Origin of the sequence: Natronococcus sp. A-GB7 (genome assembly GCF_029688865.1) — an archaeon.
Lineage (GTDB): Archaea > Halobacteriota > Halobacteria > Halobacteriales > Natrialbaceae > Natronococcus.
This window is the reverse complement of record NZ_JARUKV010000011.1, coordinates 20,325-34,232: the sequence shown is the minus strand read 5'-3', so window position 1 is coordinate 34,232 and position 13,908 is coordinate 20,325. Positions and strand designations below refer to the sequence as shown.

The 13,908-nt window shown below is 67.8% G+C and carries 14 protein-coding genes; 6 read left to right on the top strand and 8 right to left on the bottom strand.

The window, feature by feature from the left end; genetic code table 11:
• Positions 1-32: 32 nt before the first annotated feature.
• The 3 genes from QA609_RS11530 to QA609_RS11520 form a co-directional block, all read right to left on the bottom strand.
• Complete coding sequence (locus tag QA609_RS11530) at positions 33-1,256, bottom strand: ABC transporter permease (RefSeq protein WP_278302755.1); 1,224 nt, start codon at positions 1,254-1,256, stop codon at positions 33-35.
• Positions 1,253-2,038 (bottom strand): ABC transporter ATP-binding protein, encoded by a 786-nt coding sequence (locus QA609_RS11525; RefSeq protein ID WP_278302754.1) that lies wholly within the window; start codon positions 2,036-2,038, stop codon positions 1,253-1,255. The genes QA609_RS11530 and QA609_RS11525 overlap by 4 nt, the downstream gene beginning before the upstream one ends.
• Positions 2,039-2,184: 146 nt before the next feature.
• Positions 2,185-3,759 (bottom strand): amidohydrolase, encoded by a 1,575-nt coding sequence (locus QA609_RS11520; RefSeq protein WP_278302753.1) that lies wholly within the window; start codon positions 3,757-3,759, stop codon positions 2,185-2,187.
• 119 nt (positions 3,760-3,878) lie between these two features.
• Between QA609_RS11520 and QA609_RS11515 the strand changes: the two genes are divergently transcribed.
• From QA609_RS11515 to QA609_RS11505, 3 genes are all read left to right on the top strand, one after another.
• Complete coding sequence (locus QA609_RS11515) at positions 3,879-4,283, top strand: hypothetical protein (protein ID WP_278302752.1); 405 nt, start codon at positions 3,879-3,881, stop codon at positions 4,281-4,283.
• A 42-nt stretch (positions 4,284-4,325) separates the two neighbouring features.
• Positions 4,326-5,552, top strand: a complete 1,227-nt coding sequence (hmgA, locus tag QA609_RS11510) for a hydroxymethylglutaryl-CoA reductase (NADPH) (protein WP_278302751.1) — start codon at positions 4,326-4,328, stop codon at positions 5,550-5,552.
• A gap of 146 nt (positions 5,553-5,698) precedes the next feature.
• A complete protein-coding gene (locus QA609_RS11505; RefSeq protein ID WP_278302750.1) occupies positions 5,699-6,379 on the top strand; it encodes a TrkA family potassium uptake protein in 681 nt (226 codons plus the stop codon).
• 34 nt (positions 6,380-6,413) lie between these two features.
• Here the strand turns inward: QA609_RS11505 and QA609_RS11500 are convergent, their stop codons facing one another.
• The gene (locus QA609_RS11500) at positions 6,414-6,770 is read right to left on the bottom strand and encodes a hypothetical protein (protein WP_278302749.1); all 357 of its coding nucleotides are present in this window, start codon (positions 6,768-6,770) and stop codon (positions 6,414-6,416) included.
• A 78-nt stretch (positions 6,771-6,848) separates the two neighbouring features.
• Positions 6,849-7,373 carry a DUF5817 domain-containing protein gene (locus QA609_RS11495; RefSeq protein WP_278302748.1) on the bottom strand — a complete coding sequence of 175 codons (525 nt, stop codon included), beginning with the start codon at positions 7,371-7,373 and terminating at the stop codon, positions 6,849-6,851.
• A gap of 105 nt (positions 7,374-7,478) precedes the next feature.
• Here QA609_RS11495 and QA609_RS11490 point away from each other — a divergent pair, with 105 nt between their 5' ends.
• The 3 genes from QA609_RS11490 to QA609_RS11480 all read left to right on the top strand — a co-directional run bounded on the left by QA609_RS11490 (position 7,479) and on the right by QA609_RS11480 (position 10,791).
• Complete coding sequence (locus QA609_RS11490; RefSeq protein ID WP_278302747.1) at positions 7,479-7,817, top strand: cupin domain-containing protein; 339 nt, start codon at positions 7,479-7,481, stop codon at positions 7,815-7,817.
• A gap of 135 nt (positions 7,818-7,952) precedes the next feature.
• Positions 7,953-9,341 (top strand): DoxX family protein, encoded by a 1,389-nt coding sequence (locus tag QA609_RS11485; RefSeq protein WP_278302746.1) that lies wholly within the window; start codon positions 7,953-7,955, stop codon positions 9,339-9,341.
• 70 nt (positions 9,342-9,411) lie between these two features.
• Entirely contained in the window at positions 9,412-10,791 is a 1,380-nt protein-coding gene (locus tag QA609_RS11480; RefSeq protein ID WP_278302745.1) for a divalent metal cation transporter, read from the top strand.
• 18 nt (positions 10,792-10,809) lie between these two features.
• Here QA609_RS11480 and QA609_RS11475 read toward each other — a convergent pair whose 3' ends face one another.
• The 3 genes from QA609_RS11475 to QA609_RS11465 all read right to left on the bottom strand — a co-directional run bounded on the left by QA609_RS11475 (position 10,810) and on the right by QA609_RS11465 (position 13,766).
• Positions 10,810-11,238 (bottom strand): GNAT family N-acetyltransferase, encoded by a 429-nt coding sequence (locus tag QA609_RS11475; RefSeq protein WP_278302744.1) that lies wholly within the window; start codon positions 11,236-11,238, stop codon positions 10,810-10,812.
• A gap of 57 nt (positions 11,239-11,295) precedes the next feature.
• Positions 11,296-12,372 (bottom strand): polysaccharide deacetylase family protein, encoded by a 1,077-nt coding sequence (locus QA609_RS11470; RefSeq protein WP_278302743.1) that lies wholly within the window; start codon positions 12,370-12,372, stop codon positions 11,296-11,298.
• A gap of 293 nt (positions 12,373-12,665) precedes the next feature.
• Entirely contained in the window at positions 12,666-13,766 is a 1,101-nt protein-coding gene (locus QA609_RS11465; protein ID WP_278302742.1) for a polysaccharide deacetylase family protein, read from the bottom strand.
• Between the last annotated feature and the right edge of the window lie 142 nt (positions 13,767-13,908).

Below are 13,908 nucleotides of genomic sequence, written 5' to 3'. Positions count from 1 at the left end.
ATACGTCGGTGTCGGGATGTCTCCGGACGTCGCTACTCGTGGCGCAACGCCTCGATCGGATCCACGCGAGCGCCCCGCCAGGCGGGGTAGAGTCCGGAGACGACTCCGACGCCGATTCCGACGGCGACCGCGACGGCGACCCACTCGAGGGGGTACACCATCGGCCAGCCGAGCAGCCACACGCCGAGGTAGCCGAAGCCGAGTCCGGCGGCGACGCCGACGACCGCGCCGATCACGCCCAGCACGACCGACTCGACGAGAAACAGCTGCATGATATCGCGTTTCGTGGCGCCGACGGCCTTCATGATCCCGATCTCCCGGGTTCGCTCGGTGACGCTGACGATCATGATGTTGGCGATTCCGATCGAGCCGACGACGAGGGCAATCCCGGCGACGGCACCGATGAAGACCGTGAGCTGTCCGACGAGGTCGTCGAACTGCTCGATAGCGTCCTCGACGGTCTGGACGGCGATCTCGTCGTCGTCCTCTTTCAGCTCGGCCGCGTGGGACTCGTCCTCGAGGTAGTCGACGGCGGTCTCCTGAACCGGGTCGACGTCGTCGAGCCCCTCGGCACCGATCTGCAGGGTCGGGTATGCCCGTTCCTCGTCGCCGTCGGGCGTCTCGACGGTCGTCGTGTAGTGTTCGTCGGCGGGAACGAACACCTGTGGCGGCGTCTGGTCGCCGAGTTCGCTCTCGACGACGCCGGCAACCGTCACGGTCGTCGTCTCGCCGTCCTCGAAGGTGAGTTCGAGCTCGTCGCCCGCCGAGAGGTTCGCCTCGAAGGCCTGGCCGGCCTGCTCGTTGACGACCGCCTCGTCCGCGCCGTCGAACGGTTCGCCGTCGACGAACGTCGCGTGCTCGAACCGGTCGGCCGTGGTCGCCTGGGCGTCGACGGCGCCGGTCAGTTGCTCGTCGTCGGCCGTCGTCTGGACCACGTCGAGCGATCCCTGTGGCGCGACGTACTCGACTCCCTCCCGCTGCTCGAGCGCGTCGACGTCGCTCTCGGTGTAGATCGGCGTCTCGACCAGCATGACGCCGAACCCGTCCTCCGGCGTGGTCTGGGTCTGGACCGTCATCGAGGGCTCCTGCTCGGCCTCGATGTCGCCGACGATATCCTCGGAGAACCCACCGCCGAGCACCATGAACGTGATGACGGCGGCGATACCGATGATGACGCCCAGCGTCGTCAGCGCCGAACGCAGCTTGTGGGCCCTGATCGAGCGCCAGCTGATCCGCAGGCTCTCTCGGAGGTTCACGCCTCACCCTCCCCCGTCGGTCGTCGGTTCCCCGCCCCTTCCGTCGCTTGCTCGCGAGCCGTCACGTCGCGGGCGTCGCTCAGGTGCTCGAGGTCCTCGATCTTCCCGTCGAGCAGGTGAACGACGTGGTCGGCGTACTCGGCGACCGCCCGCTCGTGGGTGACCAGCAGGATCGTCGCGCCCGCCTCGTTGAGTTCGACCAGCAGCTCCATGATCTCGGCTTCGGTCTCCGTGTCGAGGTTCCCCGTCGGCTCGTCGGCCAGCACCAGCGTCGGCTCGTTCGCCAGTGCCCGCGCGAGGGCGACGCGTTGGCGCTGGCCGCCCGAGAGCTCGCTTGGCTCGTGCTCGAGGCGGTCGCCGAGACCGACTCGCTCGAGCAGAGTTTGTGCCCGCTCCTGTCGATCGGCGTCGACGCCGTCGTGAAACACCATCGGCAGCCGTACGTTCTCGACGGCGGTCAGCCGCGGCATCAGGTTGAACGTCTGGAAGACGAACCCGATTTCGGTGCCCCGCAGCCGCGCCCGTTCGGTATCGGACAGTTCCCCGACCGAGCGTCCGTCGACCTCGATCCGCCCCTCGTCGGGCGTATCGAGACAGCCGACGAGGTTCATCAGCGTCGACTTCCCGGAGCCGCTCGGCCCCATAACGGCCGTGAACGAACCCTCACCCAGCGACAGCGAGACGCCGTCGACGGCGTGAATCGGCTCGGCGAGGTGGTACGTTCGGCGGACGCTCTCGGCCGTTACCGCGGCCGCCCCCGGACCAGTGTCGTATGCCACCATCTGTCATTGGGTGTACACGACTTGTCGTCTTAATCCTTACAACACAACAACGTTTCTATGTGTTCGATGGTTCCCGACGAAATCGATCGGCGACGCGTCGTCGACTCCTAACGGCTCCCGTAGCGGTGGCGTCGGATCGGTCTCCGCTAGCGCTCGAAGACGACCTCGCCGTCGACCATCGTCGTCGCCACGTCGATTCCGTCGATCCGCTCCGGCTGGGCCCACGGCGAGTCCTCGAGGACGACGATGTCGGCTCGTTTGCCGACCTCGAGCGTTCCCAGCCGATCCTCGTCGAAGCCGGCGTAGGCCGCTCCAGAGGTGTACGCCCGGATCGCCTCGGTGACCGAGAGCCGCTGGGGCTCGGTCGGCGCGTTCACCGCGTGGTGGATTCCTAACAGTGGGTCCAGCGGCATGCAGTCCGAGCCGAACGCGAGCGGAATCCCGTGCTCGAGCACCTCCCGAAGACGATTCGTCCGCTCGCGTCGCTCGACGCCGAGTCGCTGGTCGTAGAGCCCGCCGTCGCCGGCCCACTGGTGGAAGTTCGGCTGCATCGAGGCGACGATCCCCGCCTCGGCGAGTCGCTCGAGTTGGTCGTCGGTCGCCAGCTCGAGGTGTTCGATCCGGTGGCGCCTGCTGGCTGGGTCGCCGGTAGTCTCGAGGGCCGCCAGCGCCTCCTCGATCGCCTCGTCGCCGATCGCGTGGGCGGTCACCTGAAAGCCCGCGCCGTCGGCTCGCTCGACGATTTCCTCGAGCTCGTCGGGAGTGATGACCCACTCCCCGTCGTCCCCGGAATCGGGTTCGGCCTCGCTCTCGTCGGGCTCGTAGGGTTCGAACAGCTTCGCCGTCCGCGCGCCGATGCTGCCGTCGGTGTAGGTCTTGATCGCGCCCGTCCGCACCCGGTCGCTGCCCGCGTTCGTCGCGAGCCCGAGCTCGATCGCGCTCTCGAGGTGGTCGGCCCAGTAGTTGATCCGCACCCGGATCGGCAGCTCGCCGGTGGCCTCGAGGTCGCGGTAGACCTGGGGCGACCGGGAGTTACGAACCATGTCGTGGACGGCCGTCACGCCTTTTGAGGCCGCTCGCTCGAGGCCCGCGGTGACCAGCTCCCGGGTCTCGTCGTAGCCGGGGGCGATGTGCTCGCGGACCCGCTCGGCGGCGTCCTCGACGACGACCCCGGTCGGCTCCCCGCCCGCGCGGCGGACGTCGCTCTCGGGCAGCTTCCCCTCGAGGGCCTCGAGGGCGGCCGAGTTCAGCGACGCGGCGTGCATGTCGATCCGCAGGGCGACGACCGGTCGGTCCTCGCTTACCCGATCGAGCTGGTCTCGGGTGAGGTAGCCGTGGTCGCCGTCCCACTCGCTCTCGTCGTAGCCAAAGCCCTGGATCCATCCCGACTCCGTCTCCGCGGCTCGTTCGGCGAGGCGATCCAGACAGTCCGCGGCGTCGTCGGCGTCCGAGAGGTCGGCGTGGACCAGGTAGCGGCCCGCGTTTTCGATGTGCGTGTGAGCGTCGACGAAGCCCGGGAGCACGACCCGTCCCTCGCAGTCGATCCGCTCGGTCTCGACGCCCTCGAGGAACTCGATCTCGTACGTATCCCCGACGCGGACGACCTCGCCGTCCCGGACGGCCAGCGCCTCCTCGGGGTCGGGTTCGGCCTCGTCGTCGCCGTCGCCCGCGAGCGTGTAGATCCGCGCGTTCGTCACCACCAGATCGGCAGCCTCGGTCATAGGTAAGATCCCACACGCGAGGAGCAAAACGGTAGTGGTCGCCGTCTCGAGGGCGTCCAGTTTCGAGCCAGTCGTCTCAGGCCATAAAATAGTAGGTTCCCCGAAACGAAGGGGCCTGCATGCCGAGCCGCGAGAACCGTGCGATCCTGGCCTCCTTCGGCGTGTTCGTGCTCGCCCTCGCCGGACTCGCGGTTCTCGAGGGGAGATGGGGACGCGCCGCGACGGAGTCGCCCGTCGTGGGGTTTGTCGTGCTGGTCGGGATCCCGATCGTCCTCCCACAGCTGTACCTCGCACGGACCGACGACGAGATCCCGTCCCGGATCCGACTCTGGCTCGTCGCGGGTGTCTCTGGGCTGTACGCGCTCCAGGCCGGGAGCGTCGCGGGTCGCTCTCAGGATCTGCTCGTACTGGGAATAGCCGGAGCCACGCTCGCCCTGGCGTTCTGGTACGAGGCCCGCGCGGCCTACCGGGCGTCGGTCAGCGACGAGGACGCGGTCGACGCTTCGAGAGTGGAGGCGCCGTGACGATCAGCAATCCTTAGGGCGGGCCCGCGTGTTGGCCCCACCATGACAGATCCCGCGTCCCTCGCCGACAGGGTCCAAGAGGGGGAGCTTCGCATCCACGAACTCGAGGCCGAGGCCGACTTCGACACCGCAGCCGAGGCCCGCCGCCTGCTCGTCGAGCGCGAGACCGACGCCGATCTCGAGACGATCGGCGACTACGCGTTCCCGGCCGAGCGGGCGGAGCCGAACATCGAGAACATGATCGGCGCGGCCCAGGTCCCCCTGGGAGTCGTCGGCCCCGTCGCCGTCTCCGGCGGCGCCGCCGACGGCGAGCACTACCTGCCGCTGGCGACGACCGAGGGCGCGCTTTTGGCGTCGGTCAACCGCGGGCTCTCGGTGATTCGCTCGGCGGACGGCGCCGACGCCCGGGTCACAAAGAACGGAATGACCCGCGCCCCCGTGTTTCGGGTCGACGGCGTCGCCGAAGCCGCCGAGACCGTCGAGTGGGTCGAGGACAACCTCGAGGCGCTTCGCGAGGCGGCCGAATCGACGACGAGCCACGGTGAGTTGCTCGGGGTCGAACCGTACGTCGTCGGCGACTCGGTCTACCTGCGCTTCGCCTACGACACGAAGGACGCGATGGGGATGAACATGGCCACGATCGCGACCGAGGCAGCCTGCGAGGTCGTCGAGGGCGAGACGCCGGCCTCGCTGGTCGCCCTGTCGGGGAACCTCTGCTCCGATAAGAAGCCCGCGGCGATCAACGCCGTCGAAGGGCGGGGCCGATCGGTTACCGCCGACGTCGTGATCCCCGGCGACCTCGTCGAGGATCGCCTGCACACCACCGCCGAAGCGATCGTCGAGGCAAACACCCGGAAGAACCTCGTCGGGAGCGCGAAGGCCGGCAGCCTGGGCTTCAACGCCCACGCCGCCAACGTCGTCGGCGCCGCGTTCCTCGCGACCGGACAGGACGAGGCCCAGGTCGTCGAGGGCGCGAACGCGATCACGACGATGGACACTCGGAACGCAGAAGACGGCGCCACGGACCTCTACGCGTCGGTTTCGATGGCCTCGCTCGAGGTCGGCACCGTCGGCGGCGGCACCAAACTCCCCACGCAGTCGGAGGCCCTCGACGTGCTCGGGCTCCGGGGCGGGGGCGATCCCGCGGGCTCGAACGCCGACGCCCTGGCCGAAATCATCGCCGTCGGCGCGCTGGCGGGCGAACTTTCGCTTCTCGCGGCGCTGGCGTCGAACCACCTCGCGAGCGCTCACGAGGATCTCGGGCGATAGCGTCGACGGAAGCTACGCTCGATCCACCTGCGAGTCGTGAGACATCTCTCTCGACTCCGGTCTCCCGGCGGAGAGCGTATCGGCTACGTTATGTGTTGGCATACCACTAAGAAAACCGAACGCGAAGGGAAGACACGATCGATCGCATGTCTACAGATTCGCTACGCGTAATCATCGTCGGCGGCGGACGCGTCGGCTACCGCGCGGGCCGACTGCTCGACGGCTACGGTCACGAGGTCGTCGTCATCGAGCGGGATCCCCTCCGCTGCGAGGAGATCGACGAGCACTTCCCAACCGTGATCGAGGCCGACGCGACGCTGCCACCCGTGCTTCGGGAGGCTAACCCGGCGGCGAGCGAGACGATCGCCGCGCTCACGGAGGACGGCGCGACGAACCTGGCCGTTTGCCTGGCGGCCCAGCGAATGAACGAGTCGATCTACACGATCCTGCGAACCGACACCGAGTCCAGACACGAGTACGGCGAACTGGTCGACAGCGTCGTCTACCCTGAAGCGGCCGGGGCGAGGCTCATCGCGAACGAGATCGTCGGCAACGCGCCCCGCGTGTTCAACGCGTTGACCGGGGACATCGAGATCGTTCGCGTGAAGGTGGGCGAGGACGCCCCGCTCGTCGGCGAGACCCTCGCCGACGCCCCTCTCCCCGACGGCTGTCTCGTCATCACGGACGCAGACGCGAGCCACGTCGCCAGGGCCAATACGATCCTCGAGGCGAACCACCAGTACATCGTCGCGGTCGATCCCGACGACCTAGACGAAGTAGCAACGCTCCTCTCGGGAACCGTCAGGACGGTCGGAACCGGACCCTGATCGGTAGCCGTCGTCGAGACTCGTCCCGATCGTGCTACTGCGGCAGCGTCCGGGCGTCGTCTCGAGCGCGGACCGTCGCGACCGCGACGTACCCTCCGCCGACGGCGAGCAGGAGGTAGCCGCCGAGCACCCCGAGGCCGCTCGAGGCGACGGCGACGACTCCCAATCCGATCCCGGCGACGCCGTAGGCGACGGCGAAGTCTCGTCGTCCGTACGCGCCGTGGAGAACCGCGAGGGCGCCGAACGTCAGGGCGAACGCGCCGATCGAAAGCGTCGTGGTGTCGACGCCGAGCAGCGAGTCGCCGACGGCGGCGCCGTAGACCAGCGCCGCGATCGCGACTACTGTCCCGACGCCGATCGTCACCGCCTGCACGTCGACCGTCTCGTCCATTGTCGTTTCGTACCGTACGGGGGTGCAAAGAACTGCCGCTCGAGGGCCTTCGATTCGACCTCGGAAGCGGCGCCGCGCTCAGAGCCGTCGATACCGTCCCCGACTCTCGCTGACCTCGCCGCGTCTGGTCAGCTTCTCGAGGGCGTCCTCGACGTAGCCGGCCGACACGCCGCGCTCGCCCGCGTAGTCGGCGACCTCCGCCTCGGTCGGTCGCTCGAGTTCCTCGAGGGCCCGCTCGACGATCTCCTTCTTGCTGCCGCTGTCGGTCGAGCCGCGTGGATCGCGCTCGCCCGCCGCTGCGAGTTCGTCGGTGTCCAGCCCCGATGCCTCGAGGTACTCCTCGTCGCTGACGACGCCGTCGGCGACGTCTTCCTCGAGATCCGAGAAGGAATCCAGCTTCGCGAAGCTCTCGCCCTCGCCCTGGCGGTTCGCAAGCATCGACGCGCGGACGTCGCGGGCGTGGTCCGGGTCCTCGGTCTCGACGAACTTCTTTCGCTTCTCGTAGGCCTTTCTGGAACCACAGCGAGGACACTGCGTGGTCTCCGAGCGACCCTCGATCATCCAGAGGTGCGAGCACTCGCTGCAGCCGACGACGGCGTACATGCTACGTCGAGGTGGGACGCCACCGCAGTTCAAGGTTGGGCACGCGCGGTGAAAGTGGTCACCGAGGCGTACTACTATTAGCACCGGCCCCGCGTCTCGGAACGTATGGAACGCGTTTCCCTCTCCGATACCGACTCTTCGGAGGCAGCCGACGGCGTCCACCTCGCGATCATGGCTGGCGCGGAGGAGATGAACGTCCAGCACTTCGAGATCGAACCCGGCGCGACCGTCGAGGAGCACAGCCACCCCCACGAGCAGACGGGATTCATTTACGAGGGCGAGTTGACCTTCCGCAGCGACGGCGAGGAACTCGTCTGCGGTCCCGGTGACTCGTACGCGATTCCCGGGGAACAGGCCCACGCCGCCGAGAACCGCGGCGACGAGACGGTTCGGGGCGTCGACATCTTCAGCCCGCCCCGCGAGAACCCGACCTGGCAGGACTGACGGACGAAGCCGTTTTCTCGAGCGGATCTGCGAGCGGAGTGGTCGCTGTTCCGTCTACCAGCGACGGCACCCGATCGCCGAATATAATAACCAAATCGATTAAGTTATTAATAAGTACTAAAATTAGACAAGTAGATGTTAAACAGTACGAACGACGTGGCCGAACCGCTCGTCGACGACCATGCGGGACCCTGGATCGCGTTCGCGCGGATCTTCGCCGGACTCCTGGTGTTGTACGAACTGACGCTCGGCGGCTGGTGGAAACTCGGCTGGATCACCACCGGGCCGAACCCCGAGTGGGTCGGCGCCGACGCCGGCGCGGAGGTGTACGGGGTCTCCGAGCAGGCGATCGAGGAGGGGACGTTCGGCTGGTTCGCGGCGCTACTCGAGGCCGTCGTCCTTCCGGCTCCCGAACTCTGGACGGCCCTGGCGCTTGCCGCACAGATCGCGACCGCACTCGGGCTGATACTCGGTCTCTGGACGCGCCCGGCGGCCCTACTCGGGATCGTCTACTTCCTCCCGGTGTTTCAACTCGGGATGATCCGGACGTCGCCGCTGTTTACCGTCCCGATCGCGTTCGCCTTCGTCGCGAACGCCGGCCGCTACTACGGCTTCGATGGGCTCCTCTGGAACCGTCCTGACGCGATCGGTCGACTCACCCGGGCCGTCAACGCGCCGCTGCCGATCCGACGGGCCTGGTATCCGCCGCTGGCCGCGGCGATCGCCGTCGTCGGCGCGTACTACCTGCTCTCGATTCCCGAAACCGTCGGGACCCGCGTCCACCTCACGAGCCTCGAGCTGACCGTCTTCGCCGGGCTCGCCGCCGGCGGCCTCTCGTACGTCTACCGCGGAGCGAACCCGACGTCGGTCGCCGCCGACGCGCTCCGGGTCTTCGTCGGCTACCGGTTCCTCCAGGAGATCGTCGTCCGATCGGAACCGGGTGCGAACGCCCTGCCGGGCTGGGCGAGCGCCGAGGCCCAGGCCGAGGTGTTCGAGGCGATCGCCGCGTCGCACGTCGCCCCGGTGAGCGCGTTCATCGAACTGGCCGTGCTGCCGGCGATGAGCGCGTGGGTTCTCGCGTTCGCCGCCGTCCAGACCGCCGTCGGAATCGCCCTGCTCGTGGGCTATCGGACGCGAGTCGCGGGAGCCGCTGCCGTCGGCTACCTGACACTGCTGACGGCGCTCGGCCTCGTTCGCCTCGCCCCACTCGTCTTCGCGAGCGCCATCGTCGCCGCCACCCTCGCCGGCCGTCACGCGAGCCTGGACGCCGTCGCCGGACGCGTCCCTCGCCCGCCCGCGATTCCGGCTCGAGCCTCCCTTCCAGCCGCGGCCGTCGCCGTCGCGTTTCTGAGTGGCGCCGCTGCGATCGGCATCGATCCAGAAGCCGGCTACGGCGAGGTCGCCGGCCCGGTCGCGCTGGTGCTGCTCGCCTTCGGCCTCCTCGCGCTCGCGTTCGTCTCGCGGCCGTCCGCGGCGTTCGCGTCGGATGCGTCCGCGACGGACCGCGTTCCGAGCGACGACTGACGGGCGTCTCCGTCGCCTCTTCACAGGAGAATACCACGGAGTTATATCGGTCTCGCCGAAAGGGACACCGATGGGAACGGAGACGCGATCGTCGGATCGCTGGGGAATCGGGCGCGTGACGGGCTATCTCGAGCGACTGGGGCCGACCTGGCTCGCGGGCGCGATCGCCGCGGGGCCGGCGACGATGGTCAGTTTGCTCGTCGCGGGCGCGAGCTTCGGCTACACCCTGCTGTGGGTCGTCGTTCTCTCGGCGATCCTGGGAACCGTCGGCCAGTACCTGGCGATGCGGCTCGGTCTGCTCACTGAGGCGGGAATCGTCGCCGTCGTCGAGGACCACCTCGGCTCCGTCTGGGCCTGGGTGCTCGTGATCGACGTCGTGCTCGCGGCGGGACTCGCACAGCTGGTGATCATGAAGACGCTGGCCGACGTCAGCGCGACGATCGTCGGCACGGCGGGCGTCGCCGCACTGGCCGATCCTCGACTCTGGGGCGTGACCTGGGCGGTGATTCTCGCACTTGGACTCGCGGGTGGGGGTTACAGGGTCGCGGAACTCGGCGCGAAGCTGCTCGTCTCACTCGTGGTGCTCGCGTTCGTCGTCTCGGCGTTCGTCGTGCCGATCGATCCGACCGAGGCCGCGACCGGGCTCGTCCCCTCGATGCCGGCCGGCGTCGGCGGGGCGGTCGTCGCCGCGGGCGTCCTCGGCGGCGCGGTCCACATCACGCTGCTGACGATGCAAAGCTACACGATGCGCGCCCGCGGCTGGACCGAGCGCGACCGCGGGATCGCCCGCTTCGACGTCGTCAGCTCGATGCTCGTCGCCTTCGGGATCTTCAGTCTCGCGGTCTTTCTGGTCGCGGCGAGCGTGTTACCGGGGGTCGTCGATCCCGCGACTCTCGACGAGATCCAGGCCGCCCAGGCGCTCGGCCCGGTCGCCGGCGAATACGCGACCTGGCTGTTCCTGCTGGGATTGTGGGGTGCCGCGGTCTCGACGCTCGGGGGTAACACGATCGTGCCACCGTACCTGCTGGCCGATAAGCTCGGCTGGGACCAGTCCGTCGAGGACCCGCGCTACCGGACCGCGCTCGTCGTCGTCGCGCTCGCCTCGGCGATCGGCGCCTTCCTCGAGGGCGCTTTCTTCGAGCTGCTCGTGCTCGTGCTCGCCTTCGGCCTCGTCGGGACCCCCTTCGCGCTCGCGGTGATCCTTGTCCTGTTGAACGACGCCGACGTCGTCGGCGAGACGAACTCCCGCCTCGAGAACGTCGGCGGCCTCGTCCTATTCGCGGTGGCGGCCGTGCTGGCGGGCGAGTTCGTCCTCGAGGAGCTGCCGGCGGCGTCGGCGGGCGACCCGACCGCGGTGTTCGTTGTCGCCTTCGCCGCGGCGATGGCGCTCGCGATCGTCGGGATCCTCTGGACTGCGAGTCGGGATCGGCTTCGCGCCCGTTCGGGGTAGCGACGGCTCCGCTCGCAGCTACAGCTCCGTTCGCATCTTCACGTGGGGAATGCCGGCCTCCTCGAACGGCTCGCCGTATCGGTCGTACTCCAGCTCCGCGTAGAAGTCGGCCGCGTGCGTCTGGGAGTGGAGCTTCAGCTCGTCGAACCCGTCCGCTCGAGCCCGCCCCTCGAGGACGGCCATCAGCTCCCGACCGATCCCCTCACCTCGTCGCGGTTCGAGGACGGCCACCCGCTCGACCTTGCCGACGCCGTCCTCGAGCTCCCGGAGCCGTGCGGCGCCGACGGGCTCGTCTCCGTCGTAGGCGACGAAGTGGACGGCCTCGGAATCGTGTTCGTCGTACTCGAGGTCCTCGTCGACGCCCTGTTCCTCGACGAACACCGCGTGGCGAACGGCGAGGGCGTCCTCGCGCTCGGTGTCCGAGTCGACGACCCGGGTTTCGATCATGGCAGGCGGCTACGGCGAGGCGACTCGAGAGCGTTACGGTCCGATCGGGCGACGAGGTTACAGGTACCCCAGCTCCGCGAGCGCCTCGTCGAGCGTGACGATCGCCAGATCGTTCTCGAGGGCGGCTTCGATGGTGTACTCGAGGCGTTCCTCGGTGAACGTTTCGAACTGGGAGTGGGCGCCGACGATCGAGAGAACCCGCTCGTCCGCAGCGGTTTGCACGAACTCGTCGATCTCGTCCTCGCTCGTCTTGTCGGTCTCGATGTACATCCGTTGCATCGTCGTCGGGTCGAGGCCGTCGATCTCGTTGTGGCCGCCGCCGTACCGATGGTTCGCGACGGCGTCGTACTGATCGCGGACGATCTCCTCGACGACGCCGTGGTAGCGGTCGTACGTATAGACGAACCCGGTGACGTCGATCCCCCACTCGGCGAGTCGGTCGTCGGTCCGATCGAGGATATCCTGTACGAACTCCTCCGGATGTCTGAGATAGCCGTCGGCGCTGACCGTTTCGCTCAGGGGCTCCTCGAGATCGACGTACGCATCGGTCGAATCAGTGCCGCCGCCGCCGGCGACCGACGTCGTGTTGTAGGCGCCGTCGTCGTCGAACACGACGAGTGGATCCGATTCGAACTCGCCGTGTCGACCCCACTCGACGGAGACCCGGTCGTCGCCCTCGTCTGCAGCTTCGGTTAGAGGCGTGTGTCCCAGCGCCCGGTGTTCGTAGGTGTGGGACATGACGGTCCACCCAGCCTCGTAGATCTCGACCAGCTGATCGGGTTCGAGATACGCGTCAGAATCCTGTTCCATCAGACCGGGGCAGACGGCGAGACAGCCCGGAACCTCGTACTCCTGGTGAACCTGGTAAGTGAACGTGTAGTCCTCGATCGGGCTGTCGTCGTAGGTGAAGACGAGCATCCCCTCGCTGCCCTCGAGCCGTTCCTCGAGGTCGTCGGCCCGTTCGTCGTCGGCTTCCTCGTCCGCCGACTCGCCGTCCCCGTCTCCGTCCGACTCGTTCCGACCGTCGTCGCTGTCACCGTCTTCGCCCGTATCCCGCTGTGAGACTCCGTACGCGGTAGCGGCGCCGCCGGCTGCGGTGACCCCGGCGACCGCCAGCAGATTCCGGCGGCGCATCTACGGTTCACCTCGAGTCGGCCACCGATTCGAGGCGGCTTCGGTCCTGGTACCCGTTGATCGCCCGTTCGCGCCGTCTTCGGTTCGTTCGAGCCGGTCGGTTCTGGTCGAACGGTATCGCTCCCCCTTCGAGATCCGACTGCACACCCCCTGGAATGTCATATCCTTGTTCAGACAGTTCACCTGCGCGACGTTATAATGCTCTCCATCTCTCTCGTGGCGTTCGTCGAGCCCGAGAGGACTGACGTTGATCCGTCGACACGGCCGAGCCAAAGTGATCGTCGAAATCGGTGTTAACGGAGTTCGAGTTCGCCGAGCGCCTCCTCCATCGTGACGATCGCGAGGTCGTGTTCGAGAGCGGTCTCGATCGTGTACCGGAGTCGCTCCTCGGTGATCGTCTCGAAGTGTGAGTGGCCGCCGACGATCGAGAGCACGTCGTCCTCGGCGGCGGTCTGCATGAACTCCTCGATCTCCTCCTCAGTCGCGCGATCGGTTTCGACGTACATCCGTTGCATCGCCGTCGGATCGAGGCCGTCGATCTCGTTGTGGCCGCCGCCGAAGCGGTGGTTCGCGACGGCCTCGTAGTGGTCCCGAACGAGATCCTCGATGAGCCCGTGGTATCGCGTGTACGTGTAGACGAACCCGAGCACCGGGAGTCCCCACTCCTCGAGCTGCGCGTCCGTCTCGTCGAGGATGTCCTGCATGAACTCCTCCGGATACCTGACGTGGCCCGAGGCGTCGATCGTCTCCTCGAGCGGTTCGGCGAGTTCGACGTACTCCCCGGTGGAGTCGCTCCCACCGCCGGCGACGGTCGCGGTCGTTCTGTTCTCGTCGTCGAAGATCACCAGCGGATCATCCTCGATATCCGCGTGGCGGTTGGCCTCGACGTAGATGCGGTCGTCGCCCTCCTGAGCCGTCTCGGTTAGCTGGATCTTCCCGAGCGCGCGGTGGTAGTACGTGTGGGACATGACCCCCCAGCCGTCGTCGTGCATCTCGCGAAGCTGGTCCGGAGAAAGGTACTCGCCGCCGCCGTCATCTTGCATCCAGCCAGGACAGGCCGCGACGCAGCCGGGAACGTCGTACTCCTGGTGGACCTGGTAGGTGAGCGTGTAGTCCTCGATCGGGCTGTCGTCGTACGTGAACACGAGCATCCCCTCGCTGCCCTCGAGCCGTTCCTCGAGGTCGTCGGCCTGTTCGTCGTCGGCTTCCTCGTCTGCCGACTCGTCGCTCGACTCCTCGCTTTCCGACTCGTCGTCCCCGTCTCCGTCCGACTCGTTCCGGCTGTCGTCGCTGTCGCCGCCGTCACCCGAATCGCGTTGTGAGACTCCGTACGCGGTAGCGGCGCCGCCGGCTGCGGTGACCCCGGCGACCGCCAGCAGGTTCCGTCGGCGCATCTACGGCTTACCTCGAGTCGACGATCGCCTCGGAGATCCCCCGATCCCCGCGCCCGTTCGTCGCCCGTACGCGCTGTCCTCGATTCGCTCGGTTTCGTCGACACCGACCGAGCGGTAGCGTCCCCCCGTCGAGATTCGATTG

Bases quoted from the DNA above. Each gene is read 5' to 3' on its own strand.
- QA609_RS11470 (WP_278302743.1), bottom strand. From the start codon at position 12,372: ATGCGCCGCCGGAATCTGCTGGCGGTCGCCGGGGTCACCGCAGCCGGC.
- QA609_RS11520 (WP_278302753.1), bottom strand. From the start codon at position 3,759: ATGACCGAGGCTGCCGATCTGGTGGTGACGAACGCGCGGATCTACACG.
- QA609_RS11525 (WP_278302754.1), bottom strand. From the start codon at position 2,038: ATGGTGGCATACGACACTGGTCCGGGGGCGGCCGCGGTAACGGCCGAG.
- QA609_RS11465 (WP_278302742.1), bottom strand. From the start codon at position 13,766: ATGCGCCGACGGAACCTGCTGGCGGTCGCCGGGGTCACCGCAGCCGGC.
- QA609_RS11495 (WP_278302748.1), bottom strand. From the start codon at position 7,373: ATGTACGCCGTCGTCGGCTGCAGCGAGTGCTCGCACCTCTGGATGATC.
- QA609_RS11485 (WP_278302746.1), top strand. From the start codon at position 7,953: ATGTTAAACAGTACGAACGACGTGGCCGAACCGCTCGTCGACGACCAT.
- hmgA (WP_278302751.1), top strand. From the start codon at position 4,326: ATGACAGATCCCGCGTCCCTCGCCGACAGGGTCCAAGAGGGGGAGCTT.
- QA609_RS11490 (WP_278302747.1), top strand. From the start codon at position 7,479: ATGGAACGCGTTTCCCTCTCCGATACCGACTCTTCGGAGGCAGCCGAC.
- QA609_RS11505 (WP_278302750.1), top strand. From the start codon at position 5,699: ATGTCTACAGATTCGCTACGCGTAATCATCGTCGGCGGCGGACGCGTC.
- QA609_RS11515 (WP_278302752.1), top strand. From the start codon at position 3,879: ATGCCGAGCCGCGAGAACCGTGCGATCCTGGCCTCCTTCGGCGTGTTC.
- QA609_RS11475 (WP_278302744.1), bottom strand. From the start codon at position 11,238: ATGATCGAAACCCGGGTCGTCGACTCGGACACCGAGCGCGAGGACGCC.
- QA609_RS11500 (WP_278302749.1), bottom strand. From the start codon at position 6,770: ATGGACGAGACGGTCGACGTGCAGGCGGTGACGATCGGCGTCGGGACA.
- QA609_RS11480 (WP_278302745.1), top strand. From the start codon at position 9,412: ATGGGAACGGAGACGCGATCGTCGGATCGCTGGGGAATCGGGCGCGTG.